Here is a 13,425-nt window from a genome sequence, read left to right on the forward strand (position 1 = left end):
ACGGCGCCATGACCCTGCTGACCCGCTGGTGGGGGAGGGACGGCGGCGCCGACCCCTCCGACACCACCGTCGGGGCGTTCGCGGTGACCGCCCTGTGCCTGCTGCCGTTCGCGCTGCACGCAGGCATGCTCCCGCACACCGCCCACCCCGCACGACTGCTGTGGCTGGTGCTGTACATCGCCGCCGTGCCCACGGCGCTCGCGTACGCCCTGTACTTCGCCGGAGCGGCCGTCGTACGGTCCGCCACCGTCTCCGTGATCATGCTCCTGGAGCCGGTGACCGCGGCCATGCTCGCCGTCGCCCTGCTCGGCGAGCGGCTGACGGCGACCACCGTGGCCGGCACCCTGCTTCTGCTCGGCGCGGTCGCGGGCCTCGCCGTGAGCGAGGCCCGCGGATCCGGCCGCCGGGAGTCGATCCCGGTGTGACCGGCCAGCCCCCGGACCGGCGCCTACCGGGCCTTCAGGTAGTCCGGCAGCTCGATGCCGGGTGCCAGGTCGGCGTTGGGGACCGGGGCGCCGTAGCCGCGCTGGACCGGGACGACGCCGGCCCAGTGCGGCAGGGCGAGGTCCTCCGGCTCGTCGTTGGCGCCGCCGGTGCGGAGCTTGGCCGAGACCTCGTCCAGGTCCAGGCGGATCACCGCGGTGGCGGCCAGCTCCTTCTTGTTCGCGGGCCGGGAGTCGGCGGCGCGGCCCGGGACGACGTGGTCCACCAACGCGTCCAGGGCCGTCCGCTTCTCCTCCGGGTCGGTGACCTGGCGGGCGATGCCGTGCACCACCACGGAGCGGTAGTTGAGGGAGTGGTGGAAGGCGGAACGGGCCAGCACCAGCCCGTCCAGGTGGGTGACCGTCAGGCACACCGGCAGGCCCGGGTCGGTCTCGCCGGTCATCCGCAGCGGACGGGAACCGGTGGACCCGTGCACATAGAGCCGCTCGCCGACCCGGCCGTACAGCGTCGGCAGCACCACGGGGGCGCCGTCGCGGACGAAGCCGAGGTGGCAGACGTACCCCTCGTCGAGTATCGCGTGCACCAGTTCCCTGTCGTACGACGCCCGGTCCGCGGCGCGCGTGGGCACGGTGCGGTCGGTCGGGGCATAGGCGGCGGCCTGGGTTTCCTCGGTCGTCCCCTGCATGGCGGTCCCTCCGTGGCGAGCAATGGCGATCTGAACAGCAGTGACAAACTGCAGCAGTGGCGATCTGGATTGCACTAGTGCATAATGTCCTTTGTGCTAGGAGAGTATCCCATCGAAGGGCGTGGCGCAGCGGAGATCGCGGCCAGCGTGGAGCGCGCGGTCGGCACCGGTGAGCTGGTGCCGGGCCAAACCCTGCCTCCCATGCGGGAGTTGGCGACCCGGCTGGGCGTGAATCCCAACACCGTCGCGGCCGCGTATCGCACCCTGCGCGAGCGCGGGGTGATCGAGACCGCCGGCCGCCGGGGCAGCCGGGTCCGGCCCAAGCCGGCCACCACCGGGCGCGAGGAACTGCGCGTGGAGGTCCCGGCAGGCGGCCGCGACCTGGCCTCCGGCAACCCGGACCCGGCCCTGCTGCCCCGCCTGGCGCCGGCCCTCACCGCGGCGGCGAAGGAGGGCGACCGGCGGCCCGTCCGCTACGGCGACGACCCCGTCGACGCGGACCTCGCCCGCCTCGCCCGCGCCGAACTCGACGCCGACGGCGTCCCCGCGGGCCCGCTGACCGTGACGTCGGGCTCCCTCGACGCCATCGAGCGCGTCCTGTCCGCCCACCTCAGGCCGGGCGACGTGGTCGCCGTCGAGGACCCCGGCTGGGGCAGCGTCCTCGACCTGGTCCCCGCGCTGGGGCTGCGCGCGCTCCCGGTGGGCCTGGACGACGACGGCCCGCGCGCCGACGACCTGCGCCGCGCCCTGGAGTCCGGCGCCCGCGCCTTCATCGTCACCGACCGCGCACAGAACCCGACCGGCGCCTGTGTGACCGCCACACGCGCGCGTGCCCTGCGCGCGGTCCTGCGCGACCACCCGCAGACCCTGCTGATCGAGGACGACCACGGCCACGGCATCGTGGACCTCCCGCTGCACCCCCTCGCGGGCGTCACCCACCACTGGGCCGTCGTCCGCTCCGCCTCCAAGGCCTACGGCCCCGACCTGCGCGTGGCCGTAGTGGCCGGCGACCCCGTCACCGTCGACCGGGTACGCGGCCGTCAGCGCCTGGGCCCCGGCTGGGTGAGCCTGCTGCTGCAGCGGGCCGTGGTCCGGCTCTGGACGCAGGGCGCAGTGGACCGGGTGGCGGTGGCCCGGGCGTACGCCGCCCGCAGGGACGCACTGGTCGACGCGCTGGCGGACCGCGGAGTCGCCGCCCACGGCCGTAGCGGCATGAACGTATGGGTGCCGGTCCCCGACGAGACCGGCGCCGTTGCCCGCCTCCTCCAAGCGGGCTGGGCGGTCGCCCCGGGCGCCCGCTACCGCCTGAACAGCCGGCAGGCGATCCGCATCACGATCTCGACGCTCACGCAGGAGGACATCGCCCCCTTGGCGGAGGCGGTGTCAGCAGCGGTACGACCGTCTCCGGCCCGCGTCTATGGCTGACGGCGAGCTGTGAAGGGGCGCGGCGAACTGCGCGACAAGCCACAACGGACCCGCACTCGCGAACGAAACCCCGCGCCCCCTCCCGATCAGGCACCCTTTCGCCGCACCTGAGTAAGCGCGGCCCCCGCCAGCACGATCACCGCCCCCACCGGGGTGGTCCACCGCAACGACTCCCCAAGAATCGCGACGCCCGCTGCCGTGGCGATGACCGGAATGAAGTACGTGACCATCTGCGCGGTCGTAGGCCCGACTTCAGCGACCAACCCGTACTGGATCAGCACAGCCAACCCCGTGCCGAGCGCACCCAGCGCGGCGATCGCCAGCAGCGGAACGAGCGAGAAATGCGCGGGGAAGCTGGTGAACAACGGTGTCACAACAGCTAGTTGAACCGTCGCCAACAGCAACTGGGCCCCCGTCATCGACAGATGGGAGTTGCCCGTTCCTGCGAGCGTCCGCCGGACGTAGATCCAGCCCACCGGGTAGCTCAGCGAAGCCAGCAGGGCCATCGCCGTACCCGTGGCATCCAGCCCATGGAAGCCCTGCCAGGCTCCCAGCACAGTCAGCACACCCAAGAAGCCCAGCCCCAGCCCGGCCACGCGGACCCTGGTCGGCCGGTCCTCGGACAGGGCTACCAGCGACAGGGCCATGCCCCACAGTGGCGACGTCGCGTTGCAGATGCCGGCCAGCGTGGACGGGATCGTCAGCTCGGAGTAGGCGAAGAGGGAGAACGGCAGGGCGTTGAGGAAGAACGCGGCGAGCGCCATATGACCCCACAGCCGGGCCCCGCGCGGCAGCTTCTCGCGCTTGACCGCCATCGCGGCCGCCAGTACCGCCGTACCGAACACGAGCCGCCCGAGGGTGACCTGGAAGGGCGCGTATCCTCCCGTCCCGACCTTGATCAGCAGGAAGCTGAAGCCCCAGATCAGGGACAGGACGCCGAAGCGGATCCGCCAGCCGAGGCGGGCGCGGGGACGGGCGGGGGCGGGGGACTGGGTTCGAGTCGCGGTGACCGTGCTGCTCATGGCCTCAACGATGCTGCAGGCAACCTCGTAGCACAATCGAGATTTCTCACCTGGTACCTCTTAGAATCGCTACATGTTGAACTTGGAGCGCCTGCGCACCCTCGACGCCCTCGCCCGGCACGGCTCGGTCAGCGCGGCCGCGGACGCGCTGCACGTCACCACGTCCGCCGTCTCGCAGCAGCTGGGCAAGCTGGAGCGTGAGATCGGCCAGCAGCTCCTCGCCAAGCACGGCCGGGGGGTGCGGCTCACGGACGCCGGGCGGCTGCTGTCGGAGCACGCGGCACGCATCCTGTCGCACGTCGAACTCGCCGAGTCCGATCTGGAGGCGCACCGCGGTCAGGTCGTCGGCGAACTGCGGCTGTCGGCGTTCCCGACCGCCGCCCGCGGGCTCTTCCCGGCCGCGCTCGGCGCGCTGCGGTCCGAGCACCCCGGGTTGCGGGTGCGCTCCAGCGAGCTGGAGCCGGAGCAGGGTATGGCCGGTGTCGTCCGCGGCGACCTGGATCTCGCGGTGGTGCTGGACTGGTACAACAAGCCGATGCCCGTGCCCGATGGCCTGGTCAAGGCGCCCCTGCTGGACGATCCGGCCGATGTCGCCATGCCGGTCGGGCACCGGCTCGCCGGCCGGGACGAGGTCGACCTCACCGAGTTCGCCGAGGACGAGTGGATCACCTGGGGCGAGGGCGAGTTCTGCCACGAGTGGCTGATGTTCACCCTGCGCTCCAAGGGCGTCGAGCCGATCGTGGGCCACCGTGCCGGCGAGACCCACACCCAACTCGGCCTGGTCGCCTCCGGGTTGGGCGTGTGCATCGCGCCACTGCTGGGCCGGCACCCGGTTCCGGACGGTGTGGTCCTCGTGCCGCTCAAGCAGCGGGTGCGCCGGCACGTCTACGTGATCTGGCGGGCCGACGCCGACCGCCGCCCCTCGATCCGCGCCGCGTTCGAGGCCCTGCGCGGCGCGGCGGGGAAGATCGGCTGAGCCTGTCGGGGGACCGTCCAGCAGATCAGGTCGCAGGACATCGACGACACCTCATGGGCGCAGCCGGGCGTACCGGCCCCCGCGTCCGCGACAGGATCCGCCGGACGGGCCCTAGGCTCCGCCGAGCTTCCGGAAGTCCCAGGAGACGATCTTCTCCGGGGTCAGCCGGGCCCAGGCGTGGCGGCCGTCGTGCGGCATCTCGTCCAGGCCGAAGTTCTTCCGGGCGAACAGCGTCTCGGCCGTGTCGAGTTCGGCGCACAGCTCCCCGGTGCGCGGCGCCTCGCCCACGAACTCCACCCGGCCGGACAGCTCGACCCCGCGCAACTGGTCGTACTCCTCGCCCGAGTCGACCACCACGGCCACCCGTGGATCGCGGCACAGCTGGGCCCAACGCCTGCTGCGCACCACCGAGTACAGCCACAGCGAGGTGCCGTCCCAGGCGAACCACAGGGCGCTGACATGCGGAGTGCCGTCCGCCGAGACGGTCGCGACCCGGCAGGTGCGCTGACTGGTGAGGAACTCGTCCAGCTCGCCGGGCGTCATCATGATCTTCCGGCCCCGGCGCTGCTGAGTGACGGTCATGCGGCCCCCTCTTCTCCCACGTCGTGCCAGAGAACTATCGTGTCCTGGCGATCCTCTGACAACACGTCAGAAAAGAGAACGGGTCGTCTTGAGATGGCTCGTCTTCAAGGGGATCGTCGTTCATCTGGTCGTCTTCCGCCGGGTCGTCTCTCCGTCGGGTCGTCTTCAAGGGGGCGCGCCATGCCGTCGTACGAACAGCTCAGCGAACTCCTCGAACCGGTCAGCACCGTGCTGCTCACCGTGGAGTGCCAGCAGGGGGTCGTCGGCCCGGACAGCGCCTTGCCCGAACTCGCCCGCGAGGCCCGCTCCTCCGGTGCGCTGCGCAATGTGGCCCGGCTGGTCGCCGCCGCGCACGAGACCGGCGTCCAGGTCGTCCACGCGATCGCCGAGCGCCGTCCGGACGGCCGGGGCGCGAACCGCAACGCCCGGCTGTTCCGGGCCGCGGAACGGCTCCCCGTGCTGCAGCTGAGCGGTAGTACGGCGGTGCGCGTCGCACCACCGATCGAGGTCGCCGAGGAGGACTTCGTCGTACGCCGGCTGCACGGGCTTTCCCCGATCCACGGCACCGAAGTCGACGCCCTGCTGCGCAACCTCGGCTGCCGCACGCTGATCGTCACCGGTGTCTCCGCCAACGTGGCGATACCCAACGCGGTGTTCGACGCGGTCAACCTCGGTTATACGGCCGTCGTCCCGGCAGACGCCGTCGCAGGGGTGCCCGCCGACTACACCTCCGCGATGATCCGGCACACCCTCGCGCTGGTCGCCACGGTCGCGGCCACCGACGAGGTGCTCGGCTGTCTCAAACGGCCGCGCCGGCGCGGTTGATGCGGCTCAGGCCAGCTTGATGTCCTCGCCGGAGACGGTGATCTTCTCGGCGGGCAGCGGCTGGGTCGCGGGCCCCTGCTTCACACTGCCGTCCGCGATGGAGAAGTGGCTGTTGTGACACGGGCAGACGATCGCGCCGCCCGTCACGCTGCCCACCGCGCACCCCTGGTGGGTGCACTTGGCCGAGAACGCCTTGAACGTGCCCGCCGTCGGCTGGGTGACGACCACACCCTGGTCCTTGAAGATCCTGCCGCCGCCCTCGGGGATGTCAGAGGTCTTGGCGAGCGCGGTGCCGCCTGCGGAACCGCCGCCCGCGCCCCCGGTCGTGCCGGAGGAACCGGAACCGGTGTTGACCTTGTCGGACGAGTTGTCGCTGGAGCCGCAGGCGGTCAGTGCGGCGGCGAGCCCAGCCGCTCCGGCCGCCGCCACGACGGTACGGCGGGCCGGTCCCGCAGCGTGCTGGGACGATGCGCTGGTCATGTGGGGTTCCCTTCCACGGAGCTTCTCGTGATCCGTCCAGGGGTACGGCGCCGGGGCGCGACCCGTTCAGACGGGCACCCAGATCCTGGCCGCCGGGACATGAGACGGCCGTAAGCCACAGCTGTCGGACTGCTGTCGGCCCATCCCGCCGGGCCCCCGGCCGTGCCCCAGTAACCTGGGGCGATGCTCAAGGAAGTCACCGCGACCCGCTACATCACGCCGCTGCGTGAGGGCGGCTCGCTGCCGGGGCTCGTCGAGGCCGACGACTTCGGGACCTACGTCATCAAGTTCACCGGCGCCGGACAGGGCCGCAAGACCCTGGTCGCCGAGGTGGTGTGCGGCGAACTCGCCCGCCGCCTCGGATTCCGGATGCCCCGGCTGGTCACCCTCCACCTGGACCCGGTCCTCGGACTCGGCGAGCCCGAGCAGCAGGTGCAGGACCTGCTGCGGTCCAGCGGCGGCACCAACCTCGGCATGGACTTCCTCTCCGGCGCCCTCGGCTACGACCCGCTCGCCTTCCCGGTGCGCCCCGAGGAGGCCGGCCGGATCGTCTGGTTCGACGCGCTGATCAACAATGTCGACCGCTCCTGGCGCAACCCCAACCTCCTGGTGCACCGCGGCGAGTTGTGGCTCATCGACCACGGCGCCACGATGATCTGGCACCACAACTGGCCCTCCGCCGAGGCCTCTGCGGCCCGTCCCTACGACGCCTCCGACCACGCCCTCGCCCGCTTCGCCCCGGACGTCACCGCCGCCGCGGCCGAGCTGGCACCGCGGGTCACCGAGGACCTGCTCGCCGAGGTCACCGCCGAGATCCCCGACGCCTGGCTCGCCGACGAGCCCGGCTTCGACACCCCGGACGACCTGCGCCGGGCCTACGCACGACCGCTGCTCGTGCGGGCGGCCGTCATCGCCGAGCGCATCACCGGCATCGAGGAGGGCAAGTGAGCGGGACCCACATCCACATGGCCGGCCATGTCGTCGAGCGGCACATCACCCGGGCGGGCCAGGGCGGCGGCCGGGACGTGTTCGAGTACGCGCTGCTGCGGGTCGTACCGCGCGTCGAGCGCGGCGAGTGCATCAACGCGGGCGTCGTCGTCTACTGCCGCGCCCAGGCCTACGTCGGTGCCCGCACCCATCTCGACGAGGCCCGGCTGCTCGCCCTCGATCCGGAGGCCGACGTGGCCGGGGTACGGGCCGCGCTCGGTGCGATCGAGCGGCACTGCGCGGGCGGAGAGGAGGCCGGACAGGCGGCCCGGGACGACGCCGGGCGGCGCTACCGCTGGGTGATCGCACCCCGCTCCACCGTCGTCCAGCCCGGACCCGTGCACACCGGACTGACCACTGACCCGGCGGCCGAAACAGAACGTCTGCTGGACCTCCTGGTGAGGTAATGGATCACACCGGTCCGGTGTCCCGTTGACACCGGGTGCCAGGGCTTCTAGCGTCACGTGTGCTGAAGGTACTAAGCGGTCGCTCACCGCACCAGACGGGCTCTCTCAAGAGCCAGACATGTTCTCTCAAGGGCGAGGAGAAGCAGCAATGTCCACCACTGAACAGCGGGTCGCGATCGTCACCGGCGCGGCGCGCGGCATCGGCGCCGCCACCGCCGTACGGCTGGCCGCCGAAGGCCGCGCGGTCGCCGTCATCGACTTGGACGAGGCCGCCTGCAAGGACACCGTCGAGAAGATCACCGCAGCCGGCGGCAAGGCGATCGCGGTCGGCGCCGACGTCTCCGACGAGGCCCAGGTCGAGGCCGCCGTCGCCCGGATCGCCGAGGAGCTGGGCGCCCCGACGATCCTGGTCAACAACGCGGGCGTGCTCCGTGACAACCTGCTGTTCAAGATGAGCGTCTCCGACTGGGACACCGTCATGAACGTCCATCTGCGCGGCTCGTTCCTGATGACCAAGGCCGTCCAGAAGCACATGGTCGACGCGGGCTTCGGCCGGATCGTCAACCTCTCCTCGTCCTCGGCGCTCGGCAACCGCGGCCAGGTCAACTACTCCGCCGCCAAGGCCGGCCTGCAGGGCTTCACCAAGACCCTCGCCATCGAGCTGGGCAAGTTCGGCATCACCGCCAACGCCGTCGCCCCGGGCTTCATCGCCACCGAGATGACCAAGGCCACCGCCGACCGCGTCAAGATGGACTTCGACGACTTCAAGAAGGCCGCCGCCACCCAGATCCCCGTGCAGCGCGTCGGCGAGCCCGAGGACATCGCCAACGCCATCGCCTTCTTCACCGGCGAGGCGGCCGGCTTCGTCTCCGGCCAGGTGCTGTACGTCGCCGGCGGACCGCTCAACTGAGGAACAGGTACATGACTTCCGCTGAACTCCCCGAGCTCTCGGGCAAGGCCGCCCTCGTCACGGGCGCCAGCCGCGGTATCGGCTACGGCATCGCCGACGCGCTCGTCGCCCGCGGCGACCGCGTGTGCATCACGGGCCGTAACGAGGACGCCCTGAAGGAGGCCGTCGAGAAGCTCGGCTCCGACCGGGTTATCGGCGTCGCCGGCAAGGCGCACGACCTGGACCACCAGGCCGAGGTCGTCGAGCGCACCATGCAGGCCTTCGGCCGTGTCGACTTCCTGATCAACAACGCGGGCACCAACCCGGTGTTCGGGCCGATCGCCGACCTGGACCTGAACGTCGCCCGCAAGGTCTTCGAGACCAACGTGATCTCCGCACTCGGCTTCGCCCAGAAGACCTGGCACGCCTGGCAGAAGGACAACGGCGGCGCGATCGTCAACATCGCCTCGATCGCGGGCCTCGCCCCCTCGCCGTTCATCGGCGCCTACGGTGTCAGCAAGGCCGCGATGATCAACCTGACCCAGCAGCTGGCGCACGAGTTCGCGCCGAAGGTGCGCGTCAACGCGATCGCCCCGGCCGTCGTCAAGACCAAGTTCGCCCAGGCCCTGTACGAGAACCGCGAGGAGGAGGCGGCCGCCGCCTACCCGCTGGGCCGGCTCGGCGTGCCCTCCGACATCGGCGGGGCCGCGGCCTTCCTCACCTCGGGACAGTCCGACTGGATCACCGGTCAGACGCTCGTCGTGGACGGCGGCATCTTCCTGAACGCCGGCGTCGGGGCCTGAGCAAACCTTCCGGGCGCCGATTTTCGGACGGATCGGCGCCCGGAACACCCCACCGAGTCCGCACAGCGGACTGACAACGTCGTCAAAAGCAAAATCGATCAAGAAGTCCTCTTTCAGCGGAGGTTCAGGCGCTCGAACGCTGCGGTATCGTCTGCCGACCCTTGGTATGGCAGATCGAGGAGCGTGCGCGTGTTCAACCGGAACCGATTCCTGCGGAGAGTCGCGGCGATCGCGTCCATGTCCCTGGTGGCCGGCTGCGGTCTGCTGTCCAGCGGCGAGAGCGGCAACAAGGGGCCGATCGTCGTGGGCACCACCAGCGCCCCCAGCACGCTGGACCCCGCCGGTGCCTGGGACGGCTCCTGGGAGCTGTACCGCAACATCTTCCAGACGTTGCTCGCCTACCCCAACGGCGCCACCACCCCCCAGCCCGACGCCGCCCAGAGCTGCTCCTTCACCGACTCCTCAAGCCGCACCTACCGCTGCACGCTGCGCTCGGGCCTGAAGTTCGCCGACGGCGCCGCGCTGAACGCCCAGGACGTCAAGTACTCCATCGACCGCATCCGCAAGATCAACGCCCCGGGCGGCCCCGCCGGTCTGCTCGGCAGCCTGGACCGGGTGCAGGCGCTCGGCGACCGCGAGGTCGTCTTCCAGCTCAACCAGTCCGACGCCACCTTCCCCTTCGTGCTGGCCACCCCCGCCATGTCGATCGTGGACCCGGACGACTACCCGGCCGACTCCCTGCGCAAGGACGACACGGTCTACGGCTCCGGACCGTACGAGCTGAAGTCCTACGACGAGGGCAAGCAGGCCGTCCTCGTCGGCAACGGGAACTACCAGGGCTTCGCCAAGCGGCAGAACGACGCGGTGACCATCCGCTACTTCCAGGACTCGGCCGAGATGGTCAAGGCGCTGCGCGCCAAGCAGATCGACGTCACCTACCGCGGCCTCGCCGCCGACGACATCGTCGCCCTCCAGCAGCACGGCAACAGCAACCTCCAGCTGGTCGACGGCACCGGCACCGACATCAGCTATCTCGTGTTCAACCCCAAGGACCCCTGGGCCAAGCAGCCCGCCGTCCGCAAGGCCATCGCCCAGATCGTCGACCGGGGTGCCATCGCGCACAAGGTCTACAAGGACACCGTCGACCCGCTGTACTCGATGGTCCCCAAGGGCCTGACCGGACACACCACCGGCTTCTTCGACGACTACGGCGACCCGAGTGTGCCCAAGGCCCGCAAGATCCTCTCCGACGCGGGCATCCACCAGCCCGTCCCGCTCACCCTCTGGTACACCACCGACCGCTACGGCTCCGAGACGGCGCTGATGTTCCAGGAGCTGAAGCGGCAGCTGGAGGGCTCCGGCCTGTTCACGATCACGCTCAAGAGCCGCCCCTGGAAGACCTACGTGGTCGGCTACCAGAACGGCGAGTACCCGGTCTTCGGCCGCGGCTGGTTCCCGGACTTCCCCGACGCGGACAACTTCATCGCCCCCTTCGTCGGCGACCACAACGCGCTCGGTACGCCGTATCCGTCCAAGGAGATCACCGACAAGCTGCTGCCCCACTCACGCGCGGAGAGCGACCGAGCCCAGACGGTCAAGGACATGGAACAGGCCCAGCAGATCCTCGTGGACGACGCCCGGCTGATCCCGCTGTGGCAGGGCCGGCAGTTCATCGCCGCCAGCGAGGACATCTCCGGCGGAGAGCAGGCTCTCGACCCGTCGACGATCATGACGATGTGGGCACTGCACCGCAAGACCAGCTGGTGAATCCCCCTTGTGGCACCGGTTGTCAGTGGTCGCCTGTAGGTTCTGAATCCTGCAAGTGACCGCACGCCGTAGTTGATCCACACTGTGAGGATGTTGACGTGACCGACATCGCCATGCTGCCCGAGTCCTGGCGCGGGGTTCTGGGCGACGAGCTGCAGCAGCCCTACTTCAAGGAGCTGACCGAGTTCGTCGAGGAGGAGCGGGCGAAGGGTCCCGTGTACCCGCCGCGCGAGGAGGTCTTCGCCGCGCTGGCGGCGACGCCGTACGACAAGGTCAAGGTCCTGGTCCTCGGCCAGGACCCGTACCACGGCGAGGGCCAGGGCCACGGCCTGTGCTTCTCGGTCCGCCCCGGCGTGAAGACCCCGCCCTCCCTGCGGAACATCTACAAGGAGATCAAGGAAGAGCTGGGCCTGCCCGTCCCGGACAACGGCTATCTGATGCCGTGGGCCGAGCAGGGCGTCCTGCTGCTGAACGCGGTGCTGACCGTCCGGGCCGGTGAGGCCAACTCGCACAAGGGCAAGGGCTGGGAGAAGTTCACGGACGCCGTGATCCGCGCGGTGGTCTCCCGGCCCGATCCGGCGGTCTTCGTCCTCTGGGGCAACTACGCGCAGAAGAAGCTGCCGCTCATCGACGAGAAGCGGCACGCGGTGGTCAAGGGCGCGCACCCCTCCCCCCTCTCCGCGAAGAAGTTCTTCGGCTCCCGCCCGTTCACCCAGATCAACGAGGCGATCGCATCGCAGGGCCACGAGCCGGTCGACTGGCGGATCCCGAACCTGGGCTGAGGGGCGACAGGGGCGGTGGAGCGAGGGGCACTACAGCTCCCCAGGGGGCGCGGGGAACTGCGCGACCAGCCACAACGGACCCGCAGCGGCCCACCGGCCGACACCGCAACGGCGCAGCCTGACCCGCAATCCCGATGCTGCCGATTACCGTCGGGAGCGGAAAACCCCGCAAACCCCCGGAGGGCACCCGTGGCGGAGCAACAAGAGCAGCCGGCACCGGACGCCATGCTGACGCGGATCGGGCAGGTCGTGATGCTGCACCACGGCGGCGACCGCGAGGAGGCCCGCCGCCGCTTCCTCGACCTGTGGACGGAGCTCGGCGAGGCCGGCAACCCGCTGCACCGCTGCACCCTGGCCCACTACCTGGCGGACACCCACGACGACCCGGAGGACGAACTCGCCTGGGATCTCAGGGCGTTGTCCGCGGCGGAGGAGTTGACCGACGGGCCCGAAGACCCCGGTGGCGACCCGCTGAGCATCCGGGGCTTCTTCCCCTCCCTGCATCTCAATCTGGCCGCGGATTACGTCAAACTGGGCCGCCCCGAAGCCGCCCGAAGCCATTTGCGCCGGGCCCGCCGGGCCGCCGGCGCTCTGGCCGACGACGGTTATGGGGACGGGGTCAGGGCTGCGATCGGCCGGCTGGAGCTGCGATTGGGGGAGGTCGGCTAGGCGCGCGGGGGGTTGTGCCGCGCTGTGTCATCAGGCGTCTGCTGCGCCGTTGTGGCTGGTCACGCAGTTCCCCGCGCCCTCAGGGAAGCCGCCCGGCCGGCGCCTGTCAGTGGCCGTATGTCCGGTCGCAGATCTGGGACTCGGGGCTGTCCTCCCGCCAGCCGCCGTACTGCCTGCCGAGGGCGCACACGCCCGGGGCTTTCGGGGCCGGGTTCGGCAGGACCGGGGCGTTGGTGTGTGGCTGCGGGGGGATCTCGGGGTGAGGGCGTGGGTGTGGGGGAGCGGCTGGGGCGACCGGTGGCCGATGGGTGACCGGGGGCGCCTCGGCCGGGCGCCGCGGGGAGGGCGGAGCCGGGTGCTTCGGATGCCGGGACGGGCCGGTCATCTCCAGGGCCTCCCGAGCCGGTGCCTGCACCACCCGGGGCTCCGCGCTGCCGTCCGGGCGGGGCACCGCCGGCAGCGCGGGTGTCGGGTAAGGGGGCGGTGCGGAGGTCGCCGGATGCTGTAGCGTCACACAGCCGGCGAGGGCCGAGACGGCCACGGTGACCAGGAGCGCTGCGGTGGTCGTCATTCGATGCACCCGCGCAACTCTGCTGGGTCGGCCCCCGGCTTGGCAGCAGGGAGCCGACGGTGACGCCCCCGCACGGGTGATCTCGTGCCCCGTACGGGGGTTTTCGCGGTA

At 70.9% G+C, this 13,425-nt stretch carries 16 protein-coding genes; 11 read left to right on the plus strand and 5 right to left on the minus strand.

Annotated features, from left to right (window positions below):
* On the plus strand, nt 1-425 hold a 425-nt coding region (locus M878_RS84930), incomplete at its 5' end, for a DMT family transporter (protein WP_023552305.1).
* Nucleotides 426-448: 23 nt separating this feature from the next.
* On the opposite strand, the gene M878_RS84935 is transcribed toward M878_RS84930, so the two are convergent.
* Nucleotides 449-1,129, minus strand: a complete 681-nt coding sequence (locus tag M878_RS84935; protein WP_023552308.1) for a pyridoxamine 5'-phosphate oxidase family protein — start codon at nt 1,127-1,129, stop codon at nt 449-451.
* 93 nt (nt 1,130-1,222) lie between these two features.
* Here M878_RS84935 and M878_RS84940 point away from each other — a divergent pair, with 93 nt between their 5' ends.
* Nucleotides 1,223-2,554 (plus strand): aminotransferase class I/II-fold pyridoxal phosphate-dependent enzyme, encoded by a 1,332-nt coding sequence (locus M878_RS84940; protein ID WP_031226753.1) that lies wholly within the window; start codon nt 1,223-1,225, stop codon nt 2,552-2,554.
* A gap of 86 nt (nt 2,555-2,640) precedes the next feature.
* On the opposite strand, the gene M878_RS84945 is transcribed toward M878_RS84940, so the two are convergent.
* Complete coding sequence (locus tag M878_RS84945) at nt 2,641-3,576, minus strand: DMT family transporter (RefSeq protein ID WP_245238268.1); 936 nt, start codon at nt 3,574-3,576, stop codon at nt 2,641-2,643.
* Nucleotides 3,577-3,649: 73 nt separating this feature from the next.
* Between M878_RS84945 and M878_RS84950 the strand changes: the two genes are divergently transcribed.
* The gene (locus tag M878_RS84950; RefSeq protein WP_023552315.1) at nt 3,650-4,552 is read left to right on the plus strand and encodes a LysR family transcriptional regulator; all 903 of its coding nucleotides are present in this window, start codon (nt 3,650-3,652) and stop codon (nt 4,550-4,552) included.
* Between the two features lie 111 nt (nt 4,553-4,663).
* On the opposite strand, the gene M878_RS84955 is transcribed toward M878_RS84950, so the two are convergent.
* Nucleotides 4,664-5,134 carry a pyridoxamine 5'-phosphate oxidase family protein gene (locus tag M878_RS84955; protein ID WP_023552317.1) on the minus strand — a complete coding sequence of 157 codons (471 nt, stop codon included), beginning with the start codon at nt 5,132-5,134 and terminating at the stop codon, nt 4,664-4,666.
* A gap of 180 nt (nt 5,135-5,314) precedes the next feature.
* Between M878_RS84955 and M878_RS84960 the strand changes: the two genes are divergently transcribed.
* Nucleotides 5,315-5,959, plus strand: coding sequence for a cysteine hydrolase family protein (locus tag M878_RS84960; RefSeq protein ID WP_023552319.1), 645 nt, complete (start codon nt 5,315-5,317; stop codon nt 5,957-5,959).
* 6 nt (nt 5,960-5,965) lie between these two features.
* Here M878_RS84960 and M878_RS84965 read toward each other — a convergent pair whose 3' ends face one another.
* Nucleotides 5,966-6,439 (minus strand): Rieske (2Fe-2S) protein, encoded by a 474-nt coding sequence (locus tag M878_RS84965; RefSeq protein ID WP_023552321.1) that lies wholly within the window; start codon nt 6,437-6,439, stop codon nt 5,966-5,968.
* 183 nt (nt 6,440-6,622) lie between these two features.
* Between M878_RS84965 and M878_RS84970 the strand changes: the two genes are divergently transcribed.
* The 7 genes from M878_RS84970 to M878_RS85000 all read left to right on the plus strand — a co-directional run bounded on the left by M878_RS84970 (nt 6,623) and on the right by M878_RS85000 (nt 12,743).
* Entirely contained in the window at nt 6,623-7,387 is a 765-nt protein-coding gene (locus M878_RS84970; protein ID WP_023552324.1) for a HipA family kinase, read from the plus strand.
* A complete protein-coding gene (locus tag M878_RS84975; protein ID WP_023552326.1) occupies nt 7,384-7,833 on the plus strand; it encodes a DUF3037 domain-containing protein in 450 nt (149 codons plus the stop codon). The genes M878_RS84970 and M878_RS84975 overlap by 4 nt, the downstream gene beginning before the upstream one ends.
* A gap of 148 nt (nt 7,834-7,981) precedes the next feature.
* On the plus strand, nt 7,982-8,743 hold the full coding sequence (gene fabG, locus M878_RS84980; protein WP_023552328.1) for a 3-oxoacyl-ACP reductase FabG: 762 nt from the start codon (nt 7,982-7,984) through the stop codon (nt 8,741-8,743).
* Nucleotides 8,744-8,754: 11 nt separating this feature from the next.
* Nucleotides 8,755-9,525: an SDR family oxidoreductase gene (locus tag M878_RS84985; protein ID WP_023552331.1), complete on the plus strand. Its 771-nt coding sequence runs from the start codon at nt 8,755-8,757 to the stop codon at nt 9,523-9,525.
* Nucleotides 9,526-9,714: 189 nt separating this feature from the next.
* Nucleotides 9,715-11,292, plus strand: a complete 1,578-nt coding sequence (locus tag M878_RS84990; protein ID WP_023552339.1) for an ABC transporter substrate-binding protein — start codon at nt 9,715-9,717, stop codon at nt 11,290-11,292.
* 98 nt (nt 11,293-11,390) lie between these two features.
* Nucleotides 11,391-12,074, plus strand: a complete 684-nt coding sequence (gene ung, locus M878_RS84995) for a uracil-DNA glycosylase (RefSeq protein ID WP_023552341.1) — start codon at nt 11,391-11,393, stop codon at nt 12,072-12,074.
* A 189-nt stretch (nt 12,075-12,263) separates the two neighbouring features.
* On the plus strand, nt 12,264-12,743 hold the full coding sequence (locus tag M878_RS85000; protein WP_023552344.1) for a tetratricopeptide repeat protein: 480 nt from the start codon (nt 12,264-12,266) through the stop codon (nt 12,741-12,743).
* 106 nt (nt 12,744-12,849) lie between these two features.
* On the opposite strand, the gene M878_RS85005 is transcribed toward M878_RS85000, so the two are convergent.
* A complete protein-coding gene (locus M878_RS85005) occupies nt 12,850-13,314 on the minus strand; it encodes a hypothetical protein (RefSeq protein ID WP_023552346.1) in 465 nt (154 codons plus the stop codon).
* Nucleotides 13,315-13,425: the final 111 nt, after the last annotated feature.

Origin of the sequence: Streptomyces roseochromogenus subsp. oscitans DS 12.976, from assembly GCF_000497445.1 — a bacterium.
Lineage (GTDB): Bacteria > Actinomycetota > Actinomycetes > Streptomycetales > Streptomycetaceae > Streptomyces > Streptomyces oscitans.